The following is a 21155-nucleotide window of genomic DNA, read 5'->3' as shown; positions in this document are numbered from 1 at the left end:
AGGCTAGTCCTGGTCATTCATGCGCGAACGGATGCGGGCGGCCTTGCCGCGTTCGCGCTCGTCGAGCAGCTGGTTGATCATCTGGCGCAGGCCGGCGGTGTCGGTACCGGGCGTGGCGCTGATGGTGAAGTGCACGGTGTCGCCCTGGATGACCATGCCACCGCCGCCCGCGGCCACGGGTGGGCGGCTGTCGAAGGTGATGCCACCGGTGAGCAGGCTGGTACCGGCTTCGGTCATGGCCCTGGCAGTGCCGGCGATCTGCTTGAGCACGCCGCCTTCGCCCTTGGCCAGGCCCTGGCCGAGGCCGGCCATGGTGAAGCCGCCGAGCTGGGCGAATACGCGGGAGGGGGAGTGGATGCCGAGCTTTTCCTTGAACCAGGTGATGGTGCTATCGCCGGCGCCGGTGATGGCGTCTTTCACCTTGCCAAGGCCGGCGGTGATGCCATTGACCATGCCATCCATGAGCATGCCGCCGAAGTCGGTGAATTTGCTGGGCAGCTCGACGCCCAGGTAGCTGAGCACGCCGGCGAAGGCGCGGTAGATCAGGCCCAGCGGGCTGAAGTTGACCAGGGTGGCGATGATGCTGCCAATGCCGCCGCTAAAACCTTCTTTGAGCTCTGCCCACAGGCCGGCCATGTAGGCCTTCACGGCGTCCCAGTTCTGGTAGATGAGGTAGGCGCCGCCGGCGAGCACGGTGATGAGCAGGCCGATGGGGTTGGCCATGGCGAGGCGGGCGATCCACAGCAGCGCGCTGGCCACGAACTTCAGGGCGGTGACCAGGCCGAGGCTCTTGATGCCGAGCAGCATCATGGCGAAGCGCACCATGGCGAACGGGCCGAGGATGCTGGCCAGGGCCAGGGTGATGCCGCCCATGACGGCCATGAGCAGGCCCAGGCCGGCGGCGGTTTTGGTGATCTGCGCGGTGAGCACGGGGTTTTCCCGTACCCAGGCACCGATGCGGCCGACCATTTCCGTCAGGCCCTGGACGAACTCACGCAGGGGGCCGTTCTGCTGGTCGAACAGCTCGATGCGCACCTCATCGAGGCCGGAGAACAGTTCGTCCAGGTCGCCAGTGAGGTTGTCGGCCATGATCTTGGCGGTGCGCCCGGCGGCGCCGGCGTGGTCCTTCACGACGTCCAGATACTTGAGGATGCCACCGGCGCCGGCCTGGTTGATCAGCTCGGCCATGCCGGCGGCGGGTTCCTCGCCGAAGATGGCCTTGAGGTACTCCAGGCGGGTGCCTGAGCCCATTTTCTCGGTGGCCTTAGCCACGTCGCCGAGCACGGCGGTGATGTCGCGGATGTTGCCGGCCGAGTCCTTGGCGCGAATGCCCAGCTTCTTCATGGCCTTTTCCGCCGGGCCCACGGGCGCGGCCAGGCGCAGCAGCATGGCGCGCAGGGTGGTACCAGCCTGGCTGGACTGGATGCCGACGTTGCCGAGCAGGCCGGCCATGGCGGCGGCTTGCTCCAGGCCCATGCCGGCGGAAGCGGCGACCGGGCCCACGTACTTCATGGTGTCGCCGAGCATCTCCAGGCTCATGTTGGAGGTGGTGAACGCCTTGGTGAGCACGTCGGCCACGTTGCCCATCTGGCTGGGGTCGATGCGGAAGCCGCCGAGGATGTTGGAGGCGATATCGGCGGTGCGGCCGAGATCCATATCGCCGGCTTTGGCCATGTCGAGCAGGCCGGGCATGGCGTCTTGGATGGCCTTGGGCGTGAAGCCGGCCATGGCCAGGAAGGCCTGGCCACTGGCGGCGTCTCCGGCACTGAACATGGTTTCGGCACCCAGCTTGCGGGCTTGGGCGCGCAGCGCGGCCAGCTGCTCGTCGCCCTTGGCCAGGCCAGTGAGGGCCTGCACCTTGCTCATGGTGGTGTCGAACTCCACGCCTGGCGCGAGGAAGCGCTGCATGCCGAACAGGATGCCCGAGCCAGTGGCCAGGCCGCCGGCGCCGCTGGTGGCCATACTGCCGGCCAGAGCCTGGGTTTTCTCGTACTGAGCCTTGGTGCGGGCCAGGCGCTGCTGCTGGGTGGTGATGCGCTTGAGGCGATTCTCTTGCTTCACCAGCTCGGCGTTGGTGGCGGTGATCTTGGCCTTTAACGCCTGCTCGCCTGCGCCGAGATTGCGGGTGCTGATGCCGGCGGCGTTGAGCTTGTTGCGCAGGCCCTGCAGCTGGATCTGGTTTTGCTGGTGTTCGCGCTTGAGGTTGGTGGCTTCGCGTATGGCGGCCTTGAGGTCGCGGGCCATTTCGCGAGTGGGCACGCCGGTGGCCTTCATCTGCTGGCCAAGGGCGCGCACGCGCTCGCGAGCGGCGTTGAGGGCGGTTTCCGTCTGCTTGGCGGCGGTGCGCTGGGTACGCCAAGCGCTGACGTCCTTCTGTTGGGCGTTGAGATCCTTGAGCCGGTCGCGGGCTTCCTTGAGTGCGCGGCCGGCGCCGATGCCGCTGGCCTGCATCTTTTTCAGCGGGCCGGTAACTTTGTCCAGGGCGGAGAGGATGAGCTGCAGTTTGAGGTTATTTGCCGCCATCGCTCTGGCTCCGTACCCGGGCGCGCTCGCGCCATTCCATCAGTTCGGTGAGGCTGAGGGCGTCCATGTGGGTGGGCGCCCAGTGAAAGACCACGGCCAGGTCGGCCATGGCGTCGTCTACGCAGTGAGGAATGCTTCCGCCTTCACCGACTTCCTCAACAAAAAACCGGCCACCGTGGTGCCCAGCTCCACCAGGTCGGCGGGATCCATGCGGCCGACTTCGACATCGGTGAGCATGGGGGTGGTGATGCGTGGCAGCACCTTGCGCAGGGCGTTGACCTCGAGGTTGAGCAGGTCCGTCAGGGCGACACCGCGCAGCTCGCCGGACATGGGCTTGCGCAGGGTGACGTCGGTGATGGTGGTGGTGCCGCGCTCGATCGGCGTATCGAGCGTGACCACGGCCTGGTTCGGGTTGGTGGCGGGTACTGCTGCGGCCTTGGTGGCGGTTTCGTCTTTGGTGTCCATGGGGTGGCTCCTTTGGGAATGGGCGGCGCGGGTCAGCGCGCCGGGTGGCGTTGCGGTGGTGGTCAGATGAGGCCGAGGGCCTTGCGCTGCTCGGCGAGCAGGTCGATACCGTCGACGCGCTCGATGAAGTTGAGGACGTCGATCTCGATGATGTCGGCGCCGTTCACGCTGAGCTTGTAGTAGGTGCAGGCGGTGGTGACGCTGTGTTCGGTGTCTTCACCCGGTGCGGCGTCGCCCATCTCGATGGTTTCGTGACGGCCGCGCACCTGAATTTCCAGGCCGATGACTTCGCCGGTGGCGTCATCCTGGTAGGCGCCTGCGAAGCGCAGCGGCACGCCATCGGCGCGAATCGCGCCCCACTGCTTGAGCACCTGCAAGTCCAGGCCGCCGAGCTTCCACTCGAACTTGATGCCGTCGTCGGACAGGCCCAGGTCGGCGAAGGCCGGGCCATTCATGCCGCCGCCGCGGAAGGCTTCCATCTTGCGGGCCAGGGGCGGCAGGGTGCAGGTCTTGATGACGCCCTGGTAGCTGCCACCGTCGTTGAAAAGCAGCATGTTCTTGAGTTTGCGAGGCAGTGCCATGGGGCGTTGCTCCTGTGTGCGTTAGCGGCTTGGCCGGGCTTAGGCGGCGTTGATCTGCGCGGCGAAATCGAGCAGGTAGCGGTCGGTAATGCGCTGCTTGAAGGTGAGGTCTTCAAGGGGCGGCACGGGGGTGTAGTCGTAGTCGATGAAGAGCTTGCCGGCCTTGAGGGTGGTGGCGTCGTTGGCCGTTTCGTCGTACCAGCACTGGCCGTCGATGATGTAGCCGGCGGTTTTCAGCTCTCGGAACTTGGCGTTGATGCCGGCGATGATGTCCTTGATCAGGCCCGGATTCATGGGCTTGTCCACCGCCCAGAAGTGGGCCTCGGCCATGGTGTCGGCCAGGATCTGGGCGGTTCGGGTGTAGTTCTCGAAGGCGAACAGCGGGTCCTCGCTGCAGGTGCGCGAGCCCCAGAAGCGGTAGCCGGTTTCGTTGATCAGCGTGGTGACTTCGTTGCCGTTGAGGTAGTTGGCATCGGTGGCGGGGTTCTGCAGGTCGAACCACACGTCCGCGCTGATGCCGGTCACGCCGTTGACGGCGACGTTGGAGAGGGTTTTGTGCCAGCCGACTTCCTGGTCGATTTTGGCGCGCAGGCCGAGGGCTACGGCCACGGCTGGGGCCACTACGGTTGCGTTGGCGGTGGTGTCCCACTTCTCGAACGACGGCCAGATGACCATTACTTCGCGGGCGCCGAAGCCGTTGCGGTAGGCGACGGCCTCTTCCTTGGTCTTGCAGCCCCAGCCACTGACGTAGGCGAACGCGCGCAGGTCCTGGGCGATGGCGACCAGTGCGGTGGCCACCGGCAGGCTGTCGAGGCCTGGCACGCCGAGGATGCGCGGCACGATGCCCAGCTTACCCTTGGCGGCCAGCAGGGCCTTCATGCCGGTGTATTTGCCCTGGGCGTTGGTGGTGCCGATCAGGTTGCTGACGGTGGCGGCGTCCTTCTCGGCCTGGGTTTGGCCAGCGCCTTCGGCGACGCGCACGACGATGGTGAACGGTTTTGTCTGGTCGGCGATGGCCTGCAGGCTCGCGCGCAGGGTGCCCTTGGTGCCGGCCTTGGCGATGGCGCTCTGCACGTTGGTGAGCAGCACGGGTGTGTCGAGCGGGAAGGCCAGCGGGTCGGCGTCTTCTGCGGTGCAGACCATGCCGACGACGGCGGTGGATACGGTGCGAATCGGGCGGGTGCCCTCGTTGATTTCGAGGACGCGGACGCCGTGTAGGTAGTCGGCCATGGGTGGTTGCCTGCGCGGTGTGAAATGACAGTGCTGAGACTGACGCGCGCGCGGCAAACCGGCGAGGGGCGGGGGTTGTAGCGGGGGCGGGTACAACGTGCAGGCATAAAAAAGCCCCGCCGTAGCGGGGCTAACCCTCCCCAGGAAAAGTCAGGCGTTGCCGACGCCCTGCACGCAAGCGGCAAGGTCAGCGATGGTTTGCTCGGTGAGCCGGGCGGCCTGGTCGACATCGCCGGCGGCCATCAGCGCGCGGATCTGTTCTTTGGCCTGCAAGCGGATGGTGCGCACCTGGACCAGGGCCTCTTCGTAGAGCGCGGCCTCGCGAAGGATGTCTTCGGCCGCGGCCTGGGCGTCGCGTTCGCTGGTTACCCAGGCGGCGACCATCGGCGGCACTTCGCCCTGATAGCCAGCGGCAGCGAACTGCTCGGCCTGCAGGCGGGTGCGGTCATATTCGACAGCGCGCATGGGGTCGCCGGCGACAGCGCGGCGTGCAGCATCGGCGGCGGTGTCAACGCGATGGCAGAGTTCGTCGGCAGTCGGCACGTAGGGCGGTGGGTCAATCAGGATCGGCAGGCCCTGGTCGTCGTGGCTGCGGACTTTTCCCGCCGGCGCATTCGCGATTACCGCTAAGTACCGCTCTTCTGTAATCGGTACAGCATCGTCTGGAAAGTGGCTGTGAATGTTGCTGAGATAGGTAGTGCCAGTGGTTTTACTGTAATAGCGCATGCTGTTACTTCCCGATAGCTATGTAGGACGCGCCGAGGCTAGGCGAACTACCGCGAGACACGATTGATGAATTAGAGGCGACAGAGGCAGCTACATAACCAATAGAACCCGATCCCATGGTGTATGCATTGCACACAATCACCCGGCAGAACACGTTCGGGAACGCTATTGGCAGCGGTGTAATGATGTCGTTGGCGGATACGCTGATATCACCCCATTGAATGATCCAGCTGCCCATCCAGGTCGGAAATACGAAATATCCGCTGTACCCCAGGCTTATAGCGAAGCCCATTCGGAGCTTTTTCGGCGTCACCGCAACATTGTCCAGACTGCCAGCATCCACCTCGCTTTGCGTCCCAACGCGCAGCACACCGCGCATGGCCTCTGTGGCTACCGCTGCTGCCGACCTCAGCGCCTGAAATACACGCAGCGCGGTCATGATCTTGCTGTTTTCGACTCCCTTTTCGGCCTCCTCTTTACTGGCGCGAACTGTCAGGGTGTCGACGTACTCGCGCGTCGCGAGCACCACAGAGGGGTCGATCTTGAGTTGCACAGCCTCTGTACTGCTGACGATCAGCACCATACGCAGCACCTGGGTGCGGCCGGAACCTTCGGCCATTTGCGGTTTGTAGCTGGGCGGACAGTTGGCGACGGCGAACAGGTCGCCGGCGGCATCGTAAATACCCATCTCGCGCAGCCAGTAGCCGCCTTCGGTTTCTGGGATGACCAGCTCGGCGATGATCTGGCTCTCGTTGATCGGGTCGACCTTCAATTCGTTCAGATCGGCCCGGTAGGTTTCCCGCACCAGGGCGGTTTGCGCTCGCACGGGGGTGGGCAGGGCACCGTTGCCGTCGCCGACGGCCATTTTGCTAAGCTGCAGTTTGGTGCCCAGGGCGGTGGCGTTGGCGAGCTTGGCTTCGCCCACGGCCGTGAGGATGGCGTAGTAAGTGCTCATGGGTAGACGCTCATGATGTCGATGATATGGGCGGTTCCGCCCTGGAGGACCGCGGGGGCGCTGACCTCGATGGGGCCGGGCTCGTAGGGGTAAATGGTGGTGGTATCGCCATGCAGTGCCGTGACACCCACGTATGTACGGCCGCGGGTTTCGAGCACGATGGCCAGGCCGGTGAGGTGGCGGCTGACGGGCTTGGCGTTGTCGATCAGCAGGGTGAGGGACTCGAACATCTCTTCGGTAATGCCGGACTCCAGCACGCCGATATCGAGCCGGAAGGTGCCGGGCACGGCCTCCGGTTTCTCCTGCCACCACTCGGTGACGCGCAGCAGGTAGCCCAGGGGTTCGACCACACGACGCAGCGCGCCGATGGTGCCCTTGTGGGCGTGGACGTAGTACGCGCTGGCAATGACCTGGCGTTTGGTGGCTTCGCTCCAGCTGCTTTCCCAACGATCAACCGAGAAGGCCCAGGCGAGGTACGGCAGCAGCTCGACCGGGCAGCGGGCGGGGCTGAGCAGGTCGCGGATCGGCACGGGTACGCGCTCGATCTGCGAGAGGGCCTGGGCGGCCAGGCGTTCCAGCTGGGTGTTATTGGACGGCAGCAGGGCGGTGCTCATAGCTGCCCCGCGATGCTGATGTGGGTGCCAGTGCAGTAGGCGGCCTGGGCCGGGGTGGGCTTGATGTCGGCCCAGCCTTGCAGATCCACCCGGCGCACGCCTTCGACGTGCAGCGCGGCGTGGATGGCGGAGGTGGATACCTCGACGCCCAGGCGCCGGCGCGCATGCACCAGGGCATCAAGCCGCTGCCGGGCGGCTGCGAGGATCGGCTCGGCCTCGGGGCCCGTGGTGGCCAGGTGCAGCTGGGCGGTAACCTGGTATGGCAGCACCTGGGCCGATTGCACGGTGAGGCGGTCGGCGACCGGGCGGCGGTCTTCATCGGACAGGTACTGGTACACGATGGCCTGCAGGTCGGCCGGCACGGTGCCGTCGCCCAGAGCGTGCTGCACGGTGACGACCACGACAGCGGGTGATGGGCTCTCGGCGGTGGCGTCGGCGATGCGTCCGTCTGCTGTGCGGGCGTGGAAGATATAGGCGTTGCGCGGGCCTGCGGTGCTGAGGCCCTCGAAGGCCATTTGCGTGCGCTCGCGCAGGGCCTCATCGGACTCCATCACGGCCGCGTCGGTTTCGGTGGCTGGGGTGATGACCAGGCGGCGAACGTTGTAGTTGCCGGCGATCTGCTCCAGGTCGGTGCCACGGGCCTTGGCGAGCATGGTGGCCAGCGCCGCCTCGTTCACGCGCTGACGCAGCAGGGTTTCGCGGTAGGCGTTTTCCTGCACCAGCTTGGTGAGCGGCTCGGATTCCAGGGCCAGGCGGGCGGCGATGGCGGCTTGCTCGTCCGCCGGCCACAGGCTGACCGTGTAGGCCTTGCGCTCGGCGAGGATGGCTTCGTAGTCGAGCTGCTCGACGACTTGTGGGTCTGGCAGGGCGGCCAGGTCGATGGGCGTGAACACGTTCATGCAGCAGCCCCCATGCGCAGCGGGATCACCAGGTTGGTTGCCTCGTTGGTGTCTACGCGGACAGCTTCCAGGGTGAGCACGAATTGCCCGGCCATGGTGCTGGCGTCCAGCTGCACGCGGCTGAGGCGAATGCGTGGTTCCCAGCGCATCACGGCCATGGCGATGGCGGCATAGCAGAGCAAGCGGGTGGTGTCGTTGCCGGGTTGGTCGATCAGGTCGACCAGCAGGCTGCCGTAATCGCGGCGCATCACCCGGGTGCCCAGGCGCGTGGTGAGGATGTCGCCGATGCTCTGGCTGATGTGCTCTAGCTCGGTGATGGAGCTGCCGGTGTAGCGGTTCATTGCGGCTGCTCCGTGCTGCTGCCGCCCGGCTGCACGCCGCCATGGCGGTGCTGGACCAGGCTGATGCCGGAGGCGGTCACGTCTTCGCTGACCTCAACGGTGCCGGTGATGCTCTGGTCGCCGGTCTGGGTGTAGTCGCCGGTGTGGCGAATGTCACCGGTGATGTCGAGGCCGGCCGGGGCGATGATTTCGATTCGGCCGCCGGCGGGCAGTTGGACACGCAGAAGGTGGGCGATGCTGTCGTACTCGAGCACGGCGCCATCGCGGTAGGTGGTGCGGTGCAAGCCCTCGCGGTCGCCGTTGGCCGGATTGGCTTCGCTGAACAGACCGGTGAGCACGATGCCCTGGGCGAGCAGGCCGGAGGGGCTGAGCAGCACGACCTGTTCGCCCTGGGTGGGCGGGTTCCACTCACGGTCGGCACCGGCACGCAGGGCCAGCCAGGGCAACCAGGTAGTCAGCAGCTCGCCAGACTTTACGCGCACGCGGGCTTTCGGCTCATCCACCTCAGCGATGGTACCGAGGCGGACAAGGTTTTCGATCAGGCGGGCTAGGGCGGCGATTGAGTTCATGCCGCGATGGTGGCGCCCTCGCGCGAGGGGCGCAGCAGGTGGGGGTTGTAGCTTGAGGCTTTACAACGCTCTTAATTCAACTGTCTAGAGTTGGCTCGATCCTTATCCCAAGCGAGCGTAAATCGTCAAAAACCATCCTCGGGGACCATCCTGAAAGTAAATTACTCAAGTAATACTCATCCACTAAGTCGAACGCTAAATCCCCTGCGGGGGCTAATAGCGAACCTACAACTCCACCAGCCGCCATTCCTATCGGACCCAATGCTGCGCCAACCAAGGCACCTGCTGATGCCATGAAAACAGTTTTGGTGAACTTTCCAGTATTCGAAGCAAGGAACCCTTTTTTGCTTGTAATGGCGTCGAGATATGCCTTGGTGATTTCTTCAATCTCGTGTTGGGTCAGCGCCTCATGAAGCCAGGTTCTAAAACGGATAACGTTTTTATTATTGCGAAGTTTTATAGATTTTCTGATGGGGCTGTCTGTGTACTGATATATGTCTTGTGTTTTAGGGAAGTTCTCAAGGATAAGGATCTTTGAAAAGGCTTCGCTGATATCAGAGTTTTTGATTTTTTGCGTGCAATCTAAGAATATCTTGTGAGTGAAGGTGCTGTCGGAGGTGGTGAATTTTGAGCTGGCAAGGAACTTATATTGGAGTAATTCATTGCAACACTCGGCTAGTAATGAAACCTGATGTGCGGAAAGGTTAGTGATCTCGCACTTTGTAGAGTCCAATCCTAGAGCATGAAACTTATTAGAGTTGAAAGCTGACGTTGCAAGGGTAACTGCGTCCGTAGCCAAGTCATCAGGAGGATAGCTGTAGAGATCACGGGTTTTTCTGATTATTAACCTCTTGTCTCTTTTGTTAGGCTGGTCGGCGAGCATGTTCAATGCTGAGCTTATAGATTCTTCAGGGTCTGTGTGAGTTTTAGAATTGTACTTAGCAGGCGAAATTGGAATTACCCCTTCGATAGGGTTGACGAAGCTCATTACGTCGTTTGTCCAATGTGTAAATGCTAGCCCATTTTGCTCGATGAGTTCTTCGAGTCCCTTGATTCCCGCCTCAACAATTAAAATATTTAGGGGGATGTTTTCGCCGGTCACTCTGAAATTTGTGGTTTCGTGTAGAAGTAGACTTTCAAAGACAGAGGCTTTAGCTGCATCAAATTTATGCAGGAATAGCATTTTGTCTTCTTTGGTAAATCTGTTAGTGCCTCTAAGAATATATTTTTGGCTAAACCTATCTAGCTCTGTCAGGTAGTTTGTAGTCATCTCGTCCCTGAAGCCTCATGGTTATTAATGCTGAAATCTGCGCGGGCGATTAGAGGTCGCTCCGACTGCGAAATTAAGTTGCGCGAGAAGTTATTCAACGCAGATTGCCAGTCGGTAGTTTTCCGCTGTTAGAGCGACTAGTGTGGGGCTCGATGTGCCATGGCGTCTATAGCACGTAGGTAGAACTGCTGTTCGCCCTTATCGGGCTTGCGCAAGTTGGTGTGCAGGGTACGTTGTGCAGTGATAGTGCACCGTTTACCTCAGCCGACCAGGTGTTCGAGCAGCAGATCACTGAGCATGTCGCGGTCACCGGGGGCGAAGCCGAGAAGCTCGCGCTTGGCGTACTGCACGTCGGGCATGCCCTTGCCTGGGCGATCCCGCAGGCCGTACTGGTGAATACGGGCGATACGGCTGATGCGGCCGGCAAAGCTGACGGTTGCCTCTGCGGCGCTGCCGCCGGCCTTGAGGTAGCGCGCGGTGCGCAGCTTGGTGAACATCTTGGCGCGGGCCTTGATGCGGCCCTGTTTGCTGCGCAGCGTGCGCGCCTTGCGCGGGGTGAAGGCGGTGCCGTCCGGGTTGCGCTGCACCAGGATGCGTTGCTGCTGGGTACGGCGCATGCGCTTGGCAGCCTCGCGGGCCAGCTTGGCGCGCTGGGCTGGCTGCAGGCGCATCAGCAGCGGGGTGAGCCAGGCGGACAGGTCGCCGAGGGTTTCAGCCATCTGGCAGGTACCACTCGCGCTGGCCGTCGCTGCCGGCCGGCGGCCAGGCGGGGTCGGTGAACGCCTGCATCGGCTGCGGCTCGGCTGGGTGCGTGAGGGTGGTGGCGCCGGCTTCGTCCTTGCCGACGACCACGCGCTCGGTGAGCGGCAACTTGAGGGCAAGGTCGATGGTGTTGCCGTCGAGCACGTCGGCTTCGAAGACGATGCCCTCGGCTGATTTGGTGAGGTTGGCCAGCAGCTCGTTCTGGTGGACGGTGAGCCAGCCGAGCAGGGGCAGGATGACCGTGTCCGGGTGCTCTGCGAAGTCGGTGAGGATGACCTGCAGGGTGTAGCCATATTCCCAAGACAGTGACGCGGCCGAGGTGCAGCGCAGGGTGCCTTCGTCGATGAAGATCAACAGGCGGTCGGGGTTCTGGGCCAGCCCAGGGACCTTGGCCAGCAGGTGTGCGCGCAGGCTGTTGGGTTTGTTCATGGCGCGGGCCTCTGCTGGTTGTGATCGAACACTGCATCGACCTGGGCGGCGCAGTCGGCCCAGGCGGCAAGCAGGGCGTCGTTGTCGTCGCTGAGCTCGCCGTTATCGATCGGTGCCGCCGGCGGCAGGGTGCACCGCGTCACGACCGGACAGGAATGCACGGTAACCAGTGGCTCCGGTGATGGCGGGGCGCTCATGCAGGCGGCGAGTGAGAGCAGGCAGAGGCTGAGCAGCCCAGTTCTGTGCAGGCGGGTCATTACGGACGGTCTCCTTTTTCTGCACCTGGTGCACGGCGTTGGCCTGCTGCAGGTCGGCGCGGGTGTTCTGCAGGCTCTGCTGGGCCAAGCGCTGGGCGGCGATGTCCGCGCCCATGCTGATAATGGTCTGGGCCTGGCGGGCGCTGCGCTGTTCTAGGGTCGTGATGCGCTCGGCGTCGGCCTTGGCGCGGGCCTGGGCGGCCTGGCCCTGTTGGTAGCTGCCCCAGATGAGCAGGGTGATGGCCAGCAGCAGGGCGAAGCCGTAGGCGGCTTGGCGGAGCGTGCTCACGCGGCAGCCTGCTGGCCGCAGCCACAGCCGGCGTGCCGCTCATAGGCCCGCTGCAGCTTCACGTCGTAGAGGTTACGGGCGTAGCTGGGGCCGTTGTAGGTGGCGGCGAAGTCCTTCCACTTGCGCGCCTTCAAAGCCTTGTGCAGCACGGGGTCGGCCTCGATGAACGCCACGAAGGCGTCGAACTGGGCATTTTCATCCTGGGCCATAGCGGCGGCGAAGGCCTGCACGCTGGGGTAGCCGAGTCGGGTGGCGTGGAAGCCCATGATCTGGAACGCGCCCCAACTGGCCGACTCCAGCGCGGCGGTGTCGTCGAGCTGGCGAGCCTGGGCCAGGCGCTGGTGCTCGGCCACGCCGCCGGCGTAGCCACCGGGGCGGACGTTGACCAGGTTGGGAAATTCGCTGGCCAGCAGATCGGCGCGAGCCTTGAGCTTGCCGGCGACCTGGTCAGCACTGCGCGGGGTGCTCAGCTGGCGATGCATGATGTGCCGCTCGAACAGAATGGCCGGCTTGCCGTTGCTCAGGAAGCCGGCGCCGGCGGACTCCACTTCGTTGACGGCGTAGACGCATGCCAGCTCGAGGCCGAGGCGTTCTGCAGCAGCCACCAGGGTTGCGTTGTTGAGAAGCTTGGAACAGTCGGCGCCGGCGAGGGCGGCGAGGGTTTTGGAGCCGGCTGCGCCGTCGACCACCAGACCCACCTTGAGCTGGAAGGCGCGGACGGCTTTCTCGGTTTCGTCGCCGAAGTCGCCGTCCGGGTATAGGTTGTAGCCGCGGGCAATGAGGGAGCGCTGCAGCTGCTGGACTGCCTGGGAGCGGTCGCCGTAGCGTAGGGTGGGCTGGCTCATAGCGTTTCTACCTTACGTTCGAAGAAGCGTTTGGCGGCTGCGCGCGTACCTTCCACGCCCAGCAGGCCAATGGCGCCGCCGAAGAATGGGGCTGTGCTGGCGGGGATGCCGAGCAGCTCGATGCCGTGGCTGGTGGCCATGGCGAGAAAGCCGCACAGCGGCGCTTCCAAGGCGACACGGCGCAGGTTGCCGCCGCCGTAGATGATGCGCAGGGCAGCGATGAAGAACGCCAGACCGCCGCTGTAGATGGCGGGCCAGTTGTGTTCGAGCCAGGCGAAGAGCCAGGCCCATGTTTCGGGACGGTCAGGCATTTTCATGGTTCCTTTGCCCTGTGGTGGTGGTCAGTCCCATAGGGTTACCGCCTGCTGCTCGGGCTGCGGGGCGGCATCGGGCAGGGTGACGGCGTGGCCTTGTGGAAGGTTGGGGCCCAGGTCGGCGAGACCGGGGTTTGCCTCGAGCACGGCCTCGACGACGCCGGCGGTGCGGCCGTAGTGCCGCCAGCATAGGGCGTCGAGGGTTTCGTTCTGGTTGGCGCGGAGGGTGGCCATCAGCGCTCACCGCCCTTGTCTGGTTGGTCCGAATAGACCCATGGCCCGTTGTCGGATACCAGGGCACCCGGCGACTTGCCGGTTTCGACTTCGCGGCATACGGCCAGGCCAAGCGGGTGCATGATTTCGCGGTTGATGCGCTCAAGCAGGCCGCGCCGGGAGATTTCGTTCCAGTCGATAAGCCGGGGCTTGTTCATCACAGCAGCTCCACAGTGGTGCGGCTGATGCCAAGCAGATCGCGGATGGCAAAGCGGCTGTCGCGGCGGTAGTCGTCGACGGTGGGCTCTTCTTCCTCGGCCTTGGCGGCGCCGCTGTTGGTGGCGTCGAAGCTACGGTAGCGCTCGGCTACTTCGGCACTGGCGGCGCTGTAGACGGCGCGCTCGTAGAGAATGGTGAGGACGCTGCGCTCGGCGATCTGGTCGGCGGGCACGGCGTCCAGGTGGGTGTGCCCCTCGGCCTGGTACCGCAGCTTGCGGGTGCTGAGCTCGCGGTTGACGCTGATCATGGCCGCCACCACGGCGGTTTCCAGTCGGCCATTGGTGACGCTGCTGGCGATGCGCTGGGCGTCGCGCAGGTCGGCAAGGTCGATGTCCGGCCAGAAGCCGTCGTTGGTGAGTGTGAGCGGCGCTGCAACGCCACCCGCTATGAATGCGCTCATGTTCAGGGCCTCAAGTCGGCGGTGGTCGGGGCGTCACAGGTAGGGAAGGAGAAACCCTGCTGATCAGCCCCGAGCCGCCGGGCGCGTGGGGACGCTCGGTTAGCCGGTGGTGCCGGCGTGTTTCTTCAGGAGGCGCTCGACGCGCTCCAGATCCTTTTTGCCGCCGCAGTTGGTGTGCAGCTCGATGGCGCGGGCCAGATCCTGCTTGGCCATGAGCAGCAGGGGCAGGGCGTCGGCAGCTTCGGCGTCGTCCGGCACAAGGGCAGATGCCGCCTTGCCTATGGCCAGGTGGAGCTTGGCGCGGGCTTCGTCGGGCATGTCCTCGTTGGCGGTAGCCGCCTCGGTGCGCAGCAGCAGGCCCAGGTCAAACGAGCCGCTGGCTTTCTGCATCTTGATGGCGACGTTGGCGATTTCCTCAGCCACGACGCAGCCAAGCGAACGCTCGAAGCTGTCGGGCATGGTGAGGCCGTAGGCCAGCGCGTATTCAGCGATGTCCAGGGCGCCCGCGTAGTCGCCCACGTCGATGCGCCACAGCATGATGGTGGTGAGCACGTCGTCCTGGGCACCCTTGCCGGCGCTGAGTACACCTTCGGCGTACGGCGCGTAGTCCGGCAGTAACTTGCGCTTGGTTTCGGCCTTGCCTTCCTGGCTCTGAATCTTCTTCAACTGCTGTTTGTGCTGATGGAGCTGGGCTTGCATCAGTTCGTAGGCGGTAGCGCCTTCCATGGTCAGGGCTGGGCCCTGCACCGCGGCTGCCTCGATGGCAGCCGTGGCCTGCTGGAAGTGCCGTTTGGCAGGGCTCAGTGCCATGGCGATCAGGCCTCCAGCAGCTCGATGTTTTCGATCAGGCAGCCGAGGCCGTAATCCTCGACGACGTAATCGTCGTTGCTGGATTCGAAGTTCTCGATGCGGTTCTTGCTCGGGTTCTCCTGGATGTGGCGGCGGCGACCACTGATCTGCCAGTAGATGGCGAGGTTTTCCAGGGTGCTGATGAGCATGGCGCCGTCCGGCACGTGCGGTACTTCGACCGGTTGCTTACCGCCCATGCGCTTCTGGGAAATGATCATGTCAGTGGCCAGTTTCTCGGAGGCCGCTTGTTCCTTGTTGATCAGCGGGAAGTACTTGTCGTGCACCAGGTTGCTGCCGAGGATCACGACCAGGCCGGTGTCCTTGCGGTGCCATGGGTCGATGAGGTTGGCCACGGCGTCGAAGACCAGAGCGTCCAGGTTGTTGTAGTCGGCGGTTGCACCGCTGCCGATGACGATCTTGTTTTCGGCTTTGCCGCTTTTAAGCACGCGCTGGGGTGCGTGGTTACGGTACTTCTGCAGCCAGCCGATGTTCACGTCTTGCAGCAGCGGGTTGGTGGCGCGGTTGGTAGTGGCGGCGGCACTGGTACCGTTGAAGCCGATCATGATTCGGTCGAGGGCCTGACGCTTGAGGATGGCGTCACGCAGACGGGCCTGGAAGTCGGGGAACTTGGCCCAGGCGTCCAGCTGCGCATAGCGCACGGCGGTGTCGAAGTCAGTGTGGCGGCACTCGTAACCGTCCTTGCTCAGGTCGGATACGTCGCGTGGTACACGCACGCCGTCACCAGTGGTGTCGGTACGGCCGGCGATGGTGCTGCTGACGCCCAGGCCGACCTTTTCGCCTTTGAGCTCGTCGACGCCGATCATGCCGATGCGGCCGAGGAACTCGCTGGATTCCTGCATGCGGGTTTCCAGGCGCTGCTGTACCGTGGGGTCGACGGCGAAGGTTTTGGTTGGGTCGCTGACGCCGCTTAGCTTGGCCAGCTGGTTGAGGTAGGCGTCGAAGTGTTGGCGAGTATCGTTGCGCATTGGGTTCTCCGGTGTTCCGTGGGTGTGGCTTGTCCGTGGGGATCAGCAGTCGGTGAGGGTGGCGCCATCACCACCGGTGACCGGGGGGCGCGGTTTGTGGGAATGGTCTTGGGTGTCGCCCAGCTTCTTGAGCAGGTCGGCGAACTCGCCAGCCAGCTTGGTGTGGTCTGCCTGGAGTTGTTCGTGGGCGGACTTCACGGCGCTGAAGGCTTCGGCCTGTTGGGCGCCGTGCTCGGCGAGGTCGCCGATCATTTCGCCCAGCTCGGCGAAGTGGGCTGCGTCCTTGCCTTCCTTGTCCTTGCTCAGTTTCAGCAGCTCGGTCATGCGCCCCTTGAGGGCTGCGAACATGCTGGGGGTGTCGTCGATCTCTTCGAAGTCGAGGGCGGTTTCGGCGGCTGCGGTGAACAGGTTTTCAGCATGCTGTTTCCGTCCGGCAAAGGTGCCGTGCTGAGCGCTGAAGCTGAGCGCTTCGGTGCCCAGGCTGGCCGGGGTGTCGGTGACTGCCAGGCCGACCAGATACGCCTTGCCGGTGTCAGCGAACTCCGGTTGCACCTCGATGGAGGTGTAGATCTTCTGGCCCTTCTTGTTGAGGGCGAGCAGCGCGTCGTTGGGCTCGAGCTGGGCGAACAGGCCGAGCTTCTTCTCGCCATGGAGCTCGACTTCTTCGGCCTTCAGGGCAACCACGTCGCCATAGGCGCCGAATTCACTGCCCGGAAAATACGACTTGATGTGCTCGCAGTTGATGCGGGCGCCGTAGGTGTTGCGGCTGTACTGGGCAGCCATCTGCTCGATCCATTTGCGCTCGATCTTGCGGCCGTCAGTAGTGGCGCCTTCGGTGGCGATGCGAGTCCATTTGGAGCGGAGTTTTTTGGCGGTGGCGGACATGCGTGGGAATCCTCGGTGCGGTTCGCTGTTGGCGGGTTTCGCGTTGAGGGCATGGTCGGCAGTGGGCGAAGCGGCGGCAACGACGTGAGGTTGTAGGGAAGAGCGCTACAACGCCCGCCGATAGGGGCTTACGCGCGCGGGCGGCAGCATCGGCGCCATGAACACTACCGCTCCCTATCAGCCGACCACCGACTCCCGCCGCCAGGCCAAATTTCTGTACTGGACGGGTTGGCGTATCACCGATATCGCCGACTACCTGGGCGAGAAGGAAAAGACCGTCCACAGCTGGAAAACCAGGGACGAGTGGGACAGGGCCGATAACGTCGAGCGCATCGGCGGGGCGCTGGAAGCGCGGCTGGTGCAGCTGATCCTGAAAGACGGGAAGACGGGCGGCGACTTCAAGGAAATCGACCTGCTGCATCGGCAGCTTGAGCGCCAGGCGCGCATCCAGCGCTTCCAGGATGGCGGCACCGAAGGCGAGCTCAACCCGAACCTGGCCAAGCGCAATGAGGGGCCGAAAAAGCAGGCCGTTCGCAACGAGCTGAGCGAAGAGCAGATCGAAACGCTGGTCGAGGCATTCAAGGATGGGTGCTTCGACTACCAGCTCGACTGGTACCGCGCTGGCAACCAGCGCACCCGGATGCTGCTCAAGTCGCGCCAGATCGGCGCGACGTACTACTTCGCCCGGGAGGCGCTGATCGATGCGATCACCACCGGACGCAACCAGATATTCCTATCGGCCAGCAAGGCGCAGGCGCACCAGTTCAAGAACTACATGCAGTCGTTCATGAACGAGGTGCTGGGGGTGAAGCTGACGGGCGACCCCATCGTGTTGTGGAACAACGCCGAGCTGCACTTCCTGGGTACGAACTTCCGCACCGCGCAGGGGCGCAGCGGCAATTTCTACTTCGACGAATTCTTCTGGGTGCACGGGTTCGAGGAAATCAACAAGGTCGCCTCGGGCATGGCCCTGCACAAGCACTGGCGCAAGACGTACTTCTCGACACCCTCGAGCATGGCCCACCCGGCGTACGTTTACTGGACAGGCGAGCGGCACAACAAGGGCAAGCCCACGGCGCAGCACCTGAATATCGATGTGAGTCACGAAGCGCTGCAGCAAGGGCGGCGGTGCGAGGACGGGATCTGGCGGCAGATCGTGACCATCCTGGACGCAGAGGCTCGCGGGTGCGATCTGTTCGACCTGGACGAGTTGCGCCTCGAGTACGACGCCCAGGCCTTTGAAAACCTGCTGATGTGCCAGTTCGTGAACGATGGCGACAGCATCTTCCCGCTGACGATGCTGCAGCCGTGCATGGTCGACAGCTGGGAGGTGTGGGAGGACTACAAGCCATTCGCGCCGCGGCCGCTGGGCGAGCGCCAGGTGTGGGTGGGCTACGACCCTGCCGAGTCAGGCGACACGGCAGGCCTGGTGGTGGTGGCGCCGCCGCTGGTGCCGGGCGGCAAGTTTCGGCTGGTGGAGAAGCATCAGTTCCGCGGTATGGATTTCGAAGCCCAGGCTCGCACTATCCAGCAGATCACCCAGCGCTACTGGGTGACCTATATCGGCATCGACACCACGGGCATGGGCGCTGGCGTCGCGCAGCTGGTGAAGCAGTTCTTTCCAAGCCTGCGCACGTTCAGCTACAGCCCGGAAGTGAAAACCCGCCTGGTGATGAAGGCCTGGGACGTAATCCGCAAGGGGCGCTTTGAATTCGACGCCGGCTGGACGGATGTCGCCCAGGCGCTGATGGCCATCCGAAAAACGATGACGCCCAGCGGGCGCCAATTCACCTACACGGCCGGGCGCAGCGATGCGACCGGGCATGCCGACCTGGCGTGGGCGCTGTTCCACGCATTGATTAATGAGCCGCTGGAAGGGCAGACCACCAGCAACACGGCCATCATGGAGTTCAGCTGATGAGCGATAACCAAGGGGCACAGGCCCTGCAATTGAGTGGACAGGGCGCACGGGCCGAGGCGTTTACATTCGGCGACCCGGTGCCGGTGCTCGATGGCCGGGAGATCCTGGATTATCTGGAGTGCTGGACCAATGGCCGGTGGTACGAGCCGCCTATGTCGCTGGACGGCCTGGCACGGTCGACCAGGGCGAGCGTGTATCTGCAGTCGGGCCTGAATTTCCGCCGGAACATGCTGGTGCGCACCTTCAAGCCGCACCGGCTGCTGAGCCGCCAGGCGTTCGAGCAGTTCGCCACGGACTGGGGCACCTTCGGCAATGCCTACCTGGAGAAGCACGACAACATGCTGCGCAGCACCTTGGGGCTGCGGCCGGTGCTGGCCAAGTACATGCGGCGCGGTACCGACCTGGACCAGTACTACCAGGTGCGCGGCTGGAAGGATGAACACGAATTCCGACGCGGCACGGTGTGCCATGTGCGCGAGGCGGATATCAACCAGGAAATCTATGGGCTGCCCGAGTGGCTTGCGGCGTTGCAGAGCGCGCTGTTGAATGAGTCGGCCACGCTGTTCCGGCGCAAGTACTACCAGAACGGCTCGCACGCTGGCTTCATCCTGTACATGACCGACGCGGTGCAGGACGAGTCGTTCGTCACTGATCTGCGCCAGGCCATGAAGGACAGCAAGGGGCCGGGCAACTTCCGCAACCTGTTCATGTACGCACCAGGTGGGAAGAAGGAGGGCATCCAGCTGATACCGATCAGCGAGGTGTCGGCCAAGGATGACTTCGCGGCGATCAAGAACATCAGCCGGGACGACCTGCTGGCCGCGCTGCGCATTCCACCCCAGCTGATGGGCATCGTGCCGCAGAACGCCGGCGGCTTCGGTTCGATTAGGGACGCCGCTGAGGTGTGGGCGATGAACGAGCTGGAGCCGATTCAGGCCAGGCTGCTGCAGGTGAATGAGTGGCTGGGGGAGGAGGTGGTGCGCTTCGATGAGTTTCGAATTCCATCAGAAGAAAGATGAATCCAAGCCCAAAAAACCGCCCTTAGGCGGTTTTTTATTGCCTAGATTTTGCCCGTACGTGAGATCTCCTTTGGATCACGCAGCGTCTCTTCAAGTATCGATATCAACACGCAAACACCTAGCAAAACGACCATTAGGAAGAGCATTTCAAGGTAGTTGGCGACAGTCAGCGTCTTAGCTTCCATCCACGGCCACACCAACATGAATCCCATGATTGCCCCAAGGCCTGTGCGTATCGCAGTCAGAAGGCTTCCACCTATATCACCGAAAAATCGGTGGATAGCCCCCCAAACTGTTTGGTGTCGGCTAGAGCCGAAGCGCCACAGGTAAGTGCATACGCCCACCACTCCGAATGCGATCAGCAGCTTCATGTAGTAGTCCACGAGAAGGGGAGCGGCCAGTAGCCATTCGAATATCTTCTCGAACTGCTCCTGTGTCTCCGTACTGAGCAGCACGGGTATGCATCCAAGGGCGATAGCCCGGGGGATTTCGCTTGCGGCCCTCAATATCAGTCTCAAGGGTGGTCGTTGGCGCTTTGGCATTTTCATCTGCCTGTCTCCAGTTCAGTTTCGTTGGAAATAGTCGCTGCGTATCACAGCACCCGGCGCGCGCAGTCGTCCCCCCACCACACCTGGGCGCTAAATAGGTCGTTTTTTCTGCACGCCCGCGGGCATGCCTACGCGGCCTAGGCTGGGGGCTGGCTGCGGTGTTCTGTATTGAGGAATACCTGCGGAACCCTGCACGGCAACACGCTTTTAGCGGGCTGTCAGGGGGCTCTAAGGCTGGGGGGATTTCAGAGGCGGTTTCGGGAAAGGGTAATTTTGGTAATCGCCCTGTGAAACGTCGCTGCAGCCCGCATTGTTACTGGGGTTGAGCGGTTACCATCTGAGGTAATTCAAGGTAATCAGAAAGGTAATTTTTGTCTAAGTGCATGATTTCATTGAGTTTTATTTTCTCGAGAAATCACCATCCAGAGAGGTAACAAAATTACCTGATGGTTACCCTATTATTACCTTTGAGAAGACATCCTAAGCCATTGACGGGAAAGGGCTTTTTGCTATCGGCACAAGGAAATTACCGAAATTACCTTTTTCCCAGCCCTGAACATAAATTCAGAGGTTGGCTTAGGGGTGGGGCTTGTTGAAGCGTTCCACGCACTCGCCTTGTTACGTGGCTTGTTACGTGTAAGCCCTTGAAACGAAGGCCCGCATCGCTGCAGGCCTTGTTTTGTATGGTGCCGGCACCAGGAGTCGAACCCGGGACCTACTGATTACAAGTCAGTTGCTCTACCAGCTGAGCTATACCGGCTTTTGAGGGGCGCCATTATATCGATTCGTTTGCATGAGTAAAGCTGCGCAAGGCAGCTTTTTACGGCTCTTTCCGGGCAGGGGTAGTTGGGCTTGTGCGAATACGGGGCAACTGACCACTTTTTATAAAGCTTCTGCGCACCCTTTCACGGTTTTGGCAAACGGCTGTTTTATATGAAGTTTTAGATGTGATCAAAAAGTGATCAGCGTTTGTCGGTCGTTATGGC

Annotated in this window: 26 protein-coding genes and 1 tRNA gene; 2 read left to right on the top strand and 25 right to left on the bottom strand. The window is 62.9% G+C overall.

What is annotated here, in order from left to right:
- Positions 1–3: 3 nt before the first annotated feature.
- The 23 genes from BM154_RS07155 to BM154_RS07050 all read right to left on the bottom strand — a co-directional run bounded on the left by BM154_RS07155 (position 4) and on the right by BM154_RS07050 (position 16681).
- Entirely contained in the window at positions 4–2523 is a 2520-nt protein-coding gene (locus tag BM154_RS07155; RefSeq protein ID WP_074881667.1) for a phage tail tape measure protein, read from the bottom strand.
- A complete protein-coding gene (locus BM154_RS07150; protein ID WP_074881666.1) occupies positions 2510–2632 on the bottom strand; it encodes a GpE family phage tail protein in 123 nt (40 codons plus the stop codon). The genes BM154_RS07155 and BM154_RS07150 overlap by 14 nt, the downstream gene beginning before the upstream one ends.
- 8 nt (positions 2633–2640) lie before the next feature.
- Positions 2641–2988 (bottom strand): phage tail assembly protein, encoded by a 348-nt coding sequence (locus tag BM154_RS07145; RefSeq protein WP_083414467.1) that lies wholly within the window; start codon positions 2986–2988, stop codon positions 2641–2643.
- A gap of 62 nt (positions 2989–3050) precedes the next feature.
- Positions 3051–3569, bottom strand: coding sequence for a phage major tail tube protein (locus BM154_RS07140; RefSeq protein ID WP_074881663.1), 519 nt, complete (start codon positions 3567–3569; stop codon positions 3051–3053).
- Positions 3570–3608: 39 nt separating this feature from the next.
- Complete coding sequence (locus BM154_RS07135; RefSeq protein ID WP_074881660.1) at positions 3609–4799, bottom strand: phage tail sheath protein; 1191 nt, start codon at positions 4797–4799, stop codon at positions 3609–3611.
- A gap of 150 nt (positions 4800–4949) precedes the next feature.
- Positions 4950–5525 (bottom strand): hypothetical protein, encoded by a 576-nt coding sequence (locus BM154_RS07130; RefSeq protein WP_083414465.1) that lies wholly within the window; start codon positions 5523–5525, stop codon positions 4950–4952.
- A 4-nt stretch (positions 5526–5529) separates the two neighbouring features.
- Positions 5530–6480 carry a phage tail protein gene (locus tag BM154_RS07125; RefSeq protein WP_074881659.1) on the bottom strand — a complete coding sequence of 317 codons (951 nt, stop codon included), beginning with the start codon at positions 6478–6480 and terminating at the stop codon, positions 5530–5532.
- On the bottom strand, positions 6477–7094 hold the full coding sequence (locus tag BM154_RS07120; RefSeq protein ID WP_074881656.1) for a phage tail protein I: 618 nt from the start codon (positions 7092–7094) through the stop codon (positions 6477–6479). The genes BM154_RS07125 and BM154_RS07120 overlap by 4 nt, the downstream gene beginning before the upstream one ends.
- Entirely contained in the window at positions 7091–7993 is a 903-nt protein-coding gene (locus tag BM154_RS07115; protein WP_074881654.1) for a baseplate J/gp47 family protein, read from the bottom strand. Before BM154_RS07115 ends, BM154_RS07120 begins: the two co-directional genes overlap by 4 nt.
- A complete protein-coding gene (locus BM154_RS07110; RefSeq protein WP_074881653.1) occupies positions 7990–8334 on the bottom strand; it encodes a GPW/gp25 family protein in 345 nt (114 codons plus the stop codon). The genes BM154_RS07115 and BM154_RS07110 overlap by 4 nt, the downstream gene beginning before the upstream one ends.
- Positions 8331–8903 (bottom strand): phage baseplate assembly protein V, encoded by a 573-nt coding sequence (locus tag BM154_RS07105; protein ID WP_074881652.1) that lies wholly within the window; start codon positions 8901–8903, stop codon positions 8331–8333. The genes BM154_RS07110 and BM154_RS07105 overlap by 4 nt, the downstream gene beginning before the upstream one ends.
- A gap of 76 nt (positions 8904–8979) precedes the next feature.
- The gene (locus BM154_RS23770; RefSeq protein WP_139225395.1) at positions 8980–10086 is read right to left on the bottom strand and encodes a hypothetical protein; all 1107 of its coding nucleotides are present in this window, start codon (positions 10084–10086) and stop codon (positions 8980–8982) included.
- A 347-nt stretch (positions 10087–10433) separates the two neighbouring features.
- Complete coding sequence (locus BM154_RS07100; RefSeq protein WP_074881651.1) at positions 10434–10892, bottom strand: phage virion morphogenesis protein; 459 nt, start codon at positions 10890–10892, stop codon at positions 10434–10436.
- Positions 10885–11364 carry a phage tail protein gene (locus BM154_RS07095; protein ID WP_074881650.1) on the bottom strand — a complete coding sequence of 160 codons (480 nt, stop codon included), beginning with the start codon at positions 11362–11364 and terminating at the stop codon, positions 10885–10887. Before BM154_RS07095 ends, BM154_RS07100 begins: the two co-directional genes overlap by 8 nt.
- A complete protein-coding gene (lysC, locus tag BM154_RS24365; RefSeq protein ID WP_074881646.1) occupies positions 11361–11621 on the bottom strand; it encodes an Rz1-like lysis system protein LysC in 261 nt (86 codons plus the stop codon). The genes BM154_RS07095 and lysC overlap by 4 nt, the downstream gene beginning before the upstream one ends.
- 285 nt (positions 11622–11906) lie before the next feature.
- Entirely contained in the window at positions 11907–12755 is an 849-nt protein-coding gene (locus tag BM154_RS07085; RefSeq protein ID WP_074881644.1) for an N-acetylmuramidase domain-containing protein, read from the bottom strand.
- Complete coding sequence (locus BM154_RS07080; RefSeq protein ID WP_074881642.1) at positions 12752–13066, bottom strand: phage holin, lambda family; 315 nt, start codon at positions 13064–13066, stop codon at positions 12752–12754. Before BM154_RS07080 ends, BM154_RS07085 begins: the two co-directional genes overlap by 4 nt.
- Before the next feature lie 30 nt (positions 13067–13096).
- On the bottom strand, positions 13097–13303 hold the full coding sequence (locus BM154_RS07075) for a tail protein X (RefSeq protein WP_074881641.1): 207 nt from the start codon (positions 13301–13303) through the stop codon (positions 13097–13099).
- On the bottom strand, positions 13303–13500 hold the full coding sequence (locus BM154_RS07070) for a DUF7415 domain-containing protein (RefSeq protein WP_074881639.1): 198 nt from the start codon (positions 13498–13500) through the stop codon (positions 13303–13305). Before BM154_RS07070 ends, BM154_RS07075 begins: the two co-directional genes overlap by 1 nt.
- On the bottom strand, positions 13500–13961 hold the full coding sequence (locus BM154_RS07065; protein ID WP_074881637.1) for a head completion/stabilization protein: 462 nt from the start codon (positions 13959–13961) through the stop codon (positions 13500–13502). The genes BM154_RS07070 and BM154_RS07065 overlap by 1 nt, the downstream gene beginning before the upstream one ends.
- A gap of 99 nt (positions 13962–14060) precedes the next feature.
- A complete protein-coding gene (gene gpM / locus BM154_RS07060) occupies positions 14061–14771 on the bottom strand; it encodes a phage terminase small subunit (protein WP_074881635.1) in 711 nt (236 codons plus the stop codon).
- A 5-nt stretch (positions 14772–14776) separates the two neighbouring features.
- The gene (locus tag BM154_RS07055) at positions 14777–15796 is read right to left on the bottom strand and encodes a phage major capsid protein, P2 family (protein WP_074881633.1); all 1020 of its coding nucleotides are present in this window, start codon (positions 15794–15796) and stop codon (positions 14777–14779) included.
- A 42-nt stretch (positions 15797–15838) separates the two neighbouring features.
- On the bottom strand, positions 15839–16681 hold the full coding sequence (locus tag BM154_RS07050; protein WP_074881631.1) for a GPO family capsid scaffolding protein: 843 nt from the start codon (positions 16679–16681) through the stop codon (positions 15839–15841).
- 157 nt (positions 16682–16838) lie between these two features.
- Between BM154_RS07050 and BM154_RS07045 the strand changes: the two genes are divergently transcribed.
- A complete protein-coding gene (locus BM154_RS07045; protein ID WP_074881630.1) occupies positions 16839–18599 on the top strand; it encodes a terminase ATPase subunit family protein in 1761 nt (586 codons plus the stop codon).
- Positions 18599–19621 carry a phage portal protein gene (locus BM154_RS07040; protein WP_074881628.1) on the top strand — a complete coding sequence of 341 codons (1023 nt, stop codon included), beginning with the start codon at positions 18599–18601 and terminating at the stop codon, positions 19619–19621. The genes BM154_RS07045 and BM154_RS07040 overlap by 1 nt, the downstream gene beginning before the upstream one ends.
- 41 nt (positions 19622–19662) lie before the next feature.
- Here the strand turns inward: BM154_RS07040 and BM154_RS07035 are convergent, their stop codons facing one another.
- Positions 19663–20169, bottom strand: a complete 507-nt coding sequence (locus BM154_RS07035) for a hypothetical protein (protein WP_074881627.1) — start codon at positions 20167–20169, stop codon at positions 19663–19665.
- Between the two features lie 684 nt (positions 20170–20853).
- A tRNA-Thr gene (locus tag BM154_RS07030) sits at positions 20854–20929 on the bottom strand.
- Between the last annotated feature and the right edge of the window lie 226 nt (positions 20930–21155).

It is taken from the genome of Phytopseudomonas argentinensis, from assembly GCF_900113905.1.
Taxonomy (GTDB): Bacteria; Pseudomonadota; Gammaproteobacteria; order Pseudomonadales; family Pseudomonadaceae; genus Aquipseudomonas; species Aquipseudomonas argentinensis.
The sequence above is the reverse complement of the archived record's forward strand: the minus strand, read 5'-3'. Positions and strand labels throughout refer to the sequence as shown.

Coding starts and splice junctions, on each gene's coding strand:
- BM154_RS07155 (WP_074881667.1), bottom strand. CDS start 2,523: ATGGCGGCAAATAACCTCAAACTGCAGCTCATCCTCTCCGCCCTGGAC.
- BM154_RS07150 (WP_074881666.1), bottom strand. CDS start 2,632: ATGGCCGACCTGGCCGTGGTCTTTCACTGGGCGCCCACCCACATGGAC.
- BM154_RS07145 (WP_083414467.1), bottom strand. CDS start 2,988: ATGGACACCAAAGACGAAACCGCCACCAAGGCCGCAGCAGTACCCGCC.
- BM154_RS07140 (WP_074881663.1), bottom strand. CDS start 3,569: ATGGCACTGCCTCGCAAACTCAAGAACATGCTGCTTTTCAACGACGGT.
- BM154_RS07135 (WP_074881660.1), bottom strand. CDS start 4,799: ATGGCCGACTACCTACACGGCGTCCGCGTCCTCGAAATCAACGAGGGC.
- BM154_RS07130 (WP_083414465.1), bottom strand. CDS start 5,525: ATGCGCTATTACAGTAAAACCACTGGCACTACCTATCTCAGCAACATT.
- BM154_RS07125 (WP_074881659.1), bottom strand. CDS start 6,480: ATGAGCACTTACTACGCCATCCTCACGGCCGTGGGCGAAGCCAAGCTC.
- BM154_RS07120 (WP_074881656.1), bottom strand. CDS start 7,094: ATGAGCACCGCCCTGCTGCCGTCCAATAACACCCAGCTGGAACGCCTG.
- BM154_RS07115 (WP_074881654.1), bottom strand. CDS start 7,993: ATGAACGTGTTCACGCCCATCGACCTGGCCGCCCTGCCAGACCCACAA.
- BM154_RS07110 (WP_074881653.1), bottom strand. CDS start 8,334: ATGAACCGCTACACCGGCAGCTCCATCACCGAGCTAGAGCACATCAGC.
- BM154_RS07105 (WP_074881652.1), bottom strand. CDS start 8,903: ATGAACTCAATCGCCGCCCTAGCCCGCCTGATCGAAAACCTTGTCCGC.
- BM154_RS23770 (WP_139225395.1), bottom strand. CDS start 10,086: ATGCTATTCCTGCATAAATTTGATGCAGCTAAAGCCTCTGTCTTTGAA.
- BM154_RS07100 (WP_074881651.1), bottom strand. CDS start 10,892: ATGGCTGAAACCCTCGGCGACCTGTCCGCCTGGCTCACCCCGCTGCTG.
- BM154_RS07095 (WP_074881650.1), bottom strand. CDS start 11,364: ATGAACAAACCCAACAGCCTGCGCGCACACCTGCTGGCCAAGGTCCCT.
- lysC (WP_074881646.1), bottom strand. CDS start 11,621: ATGACCCGCCTGCACAGAACTGGGCTGCTCAGCCTCTGCCTGCTCTCA.
- BM154_RS07085 (WP_074881644.1), bottom strand. CDS start 12,755: ATGAGCCAGCCCACCCTACGCTACGGCGACCGCTCCCAGGCAGTCCAG.
- BM154_RS07080 (WP_074881642.1), bottom strand. CDS start 13,066: ATGCCTGACCGTCCCGAAACATGGGCCTGGCTCTTCGCCTGGCTCGAA.
- BM154_RS07075 (WP_074881641.1), bottom strand. CDS start 13,303: ATGGCCACCCTCCGCGCCAACCAGAACGAAACCCTCGACGCCCTATGC.
- BM154_RS07070 (WP_074881639.1), bottom strand. CDS start 13,500: ATGAACAAGCCCCGGCTTATCGACTGGAACGAAATCTCCCGGCGCGGC.
- BM154_RS07065 (WP_074881637.1), bottom strand. CDS start 13,961: ATGAGCGCATTCATAGCGGGTGGCGTTGCAGCGCCGCTCACACTCACC.
- gpM (WP_074881635.1), bottom strand. CDS start 14,771: ATGGCACTGAGCCCTGCCAAACGGCACTTCCAGCAGGCCACGGCTGCC.
- BM154_RS07055 (WP_074881633.1), bottom strand. CDS start 15,796: ATGCGCAACGATACTCGCCAACACTTCGACGCCTACCTCAACCAGCTG.
- BM154_RS07050 (WP_074881631.1), bottom strand. CDS start 16,681: ATGTCCGCCACCGCCAAAAAACTCCGCTCCAAATGGACTCGCATCGCC.
- BM154_RS07045 (WP_074881630.1), top strand. CDS start 16,839: ATGAACACTACCGCTCCCTATCAGCCGACCACCGACTCCCGCCGCCAG.
- BM154_RS07040 (WP_074881628.1), top strand. CDS start 18,599: ATGAGCGATAACCAAGGGGCACAGGCCCTGCAATTGAGTGGACAGGGC.
- BM154_RS07035 (WP_074881627.1), bottom strand. CDS start 20,169: ATGAAAATGCCAAAGCGCCAACGACCACCCTTGAGACTGATATTGAGG.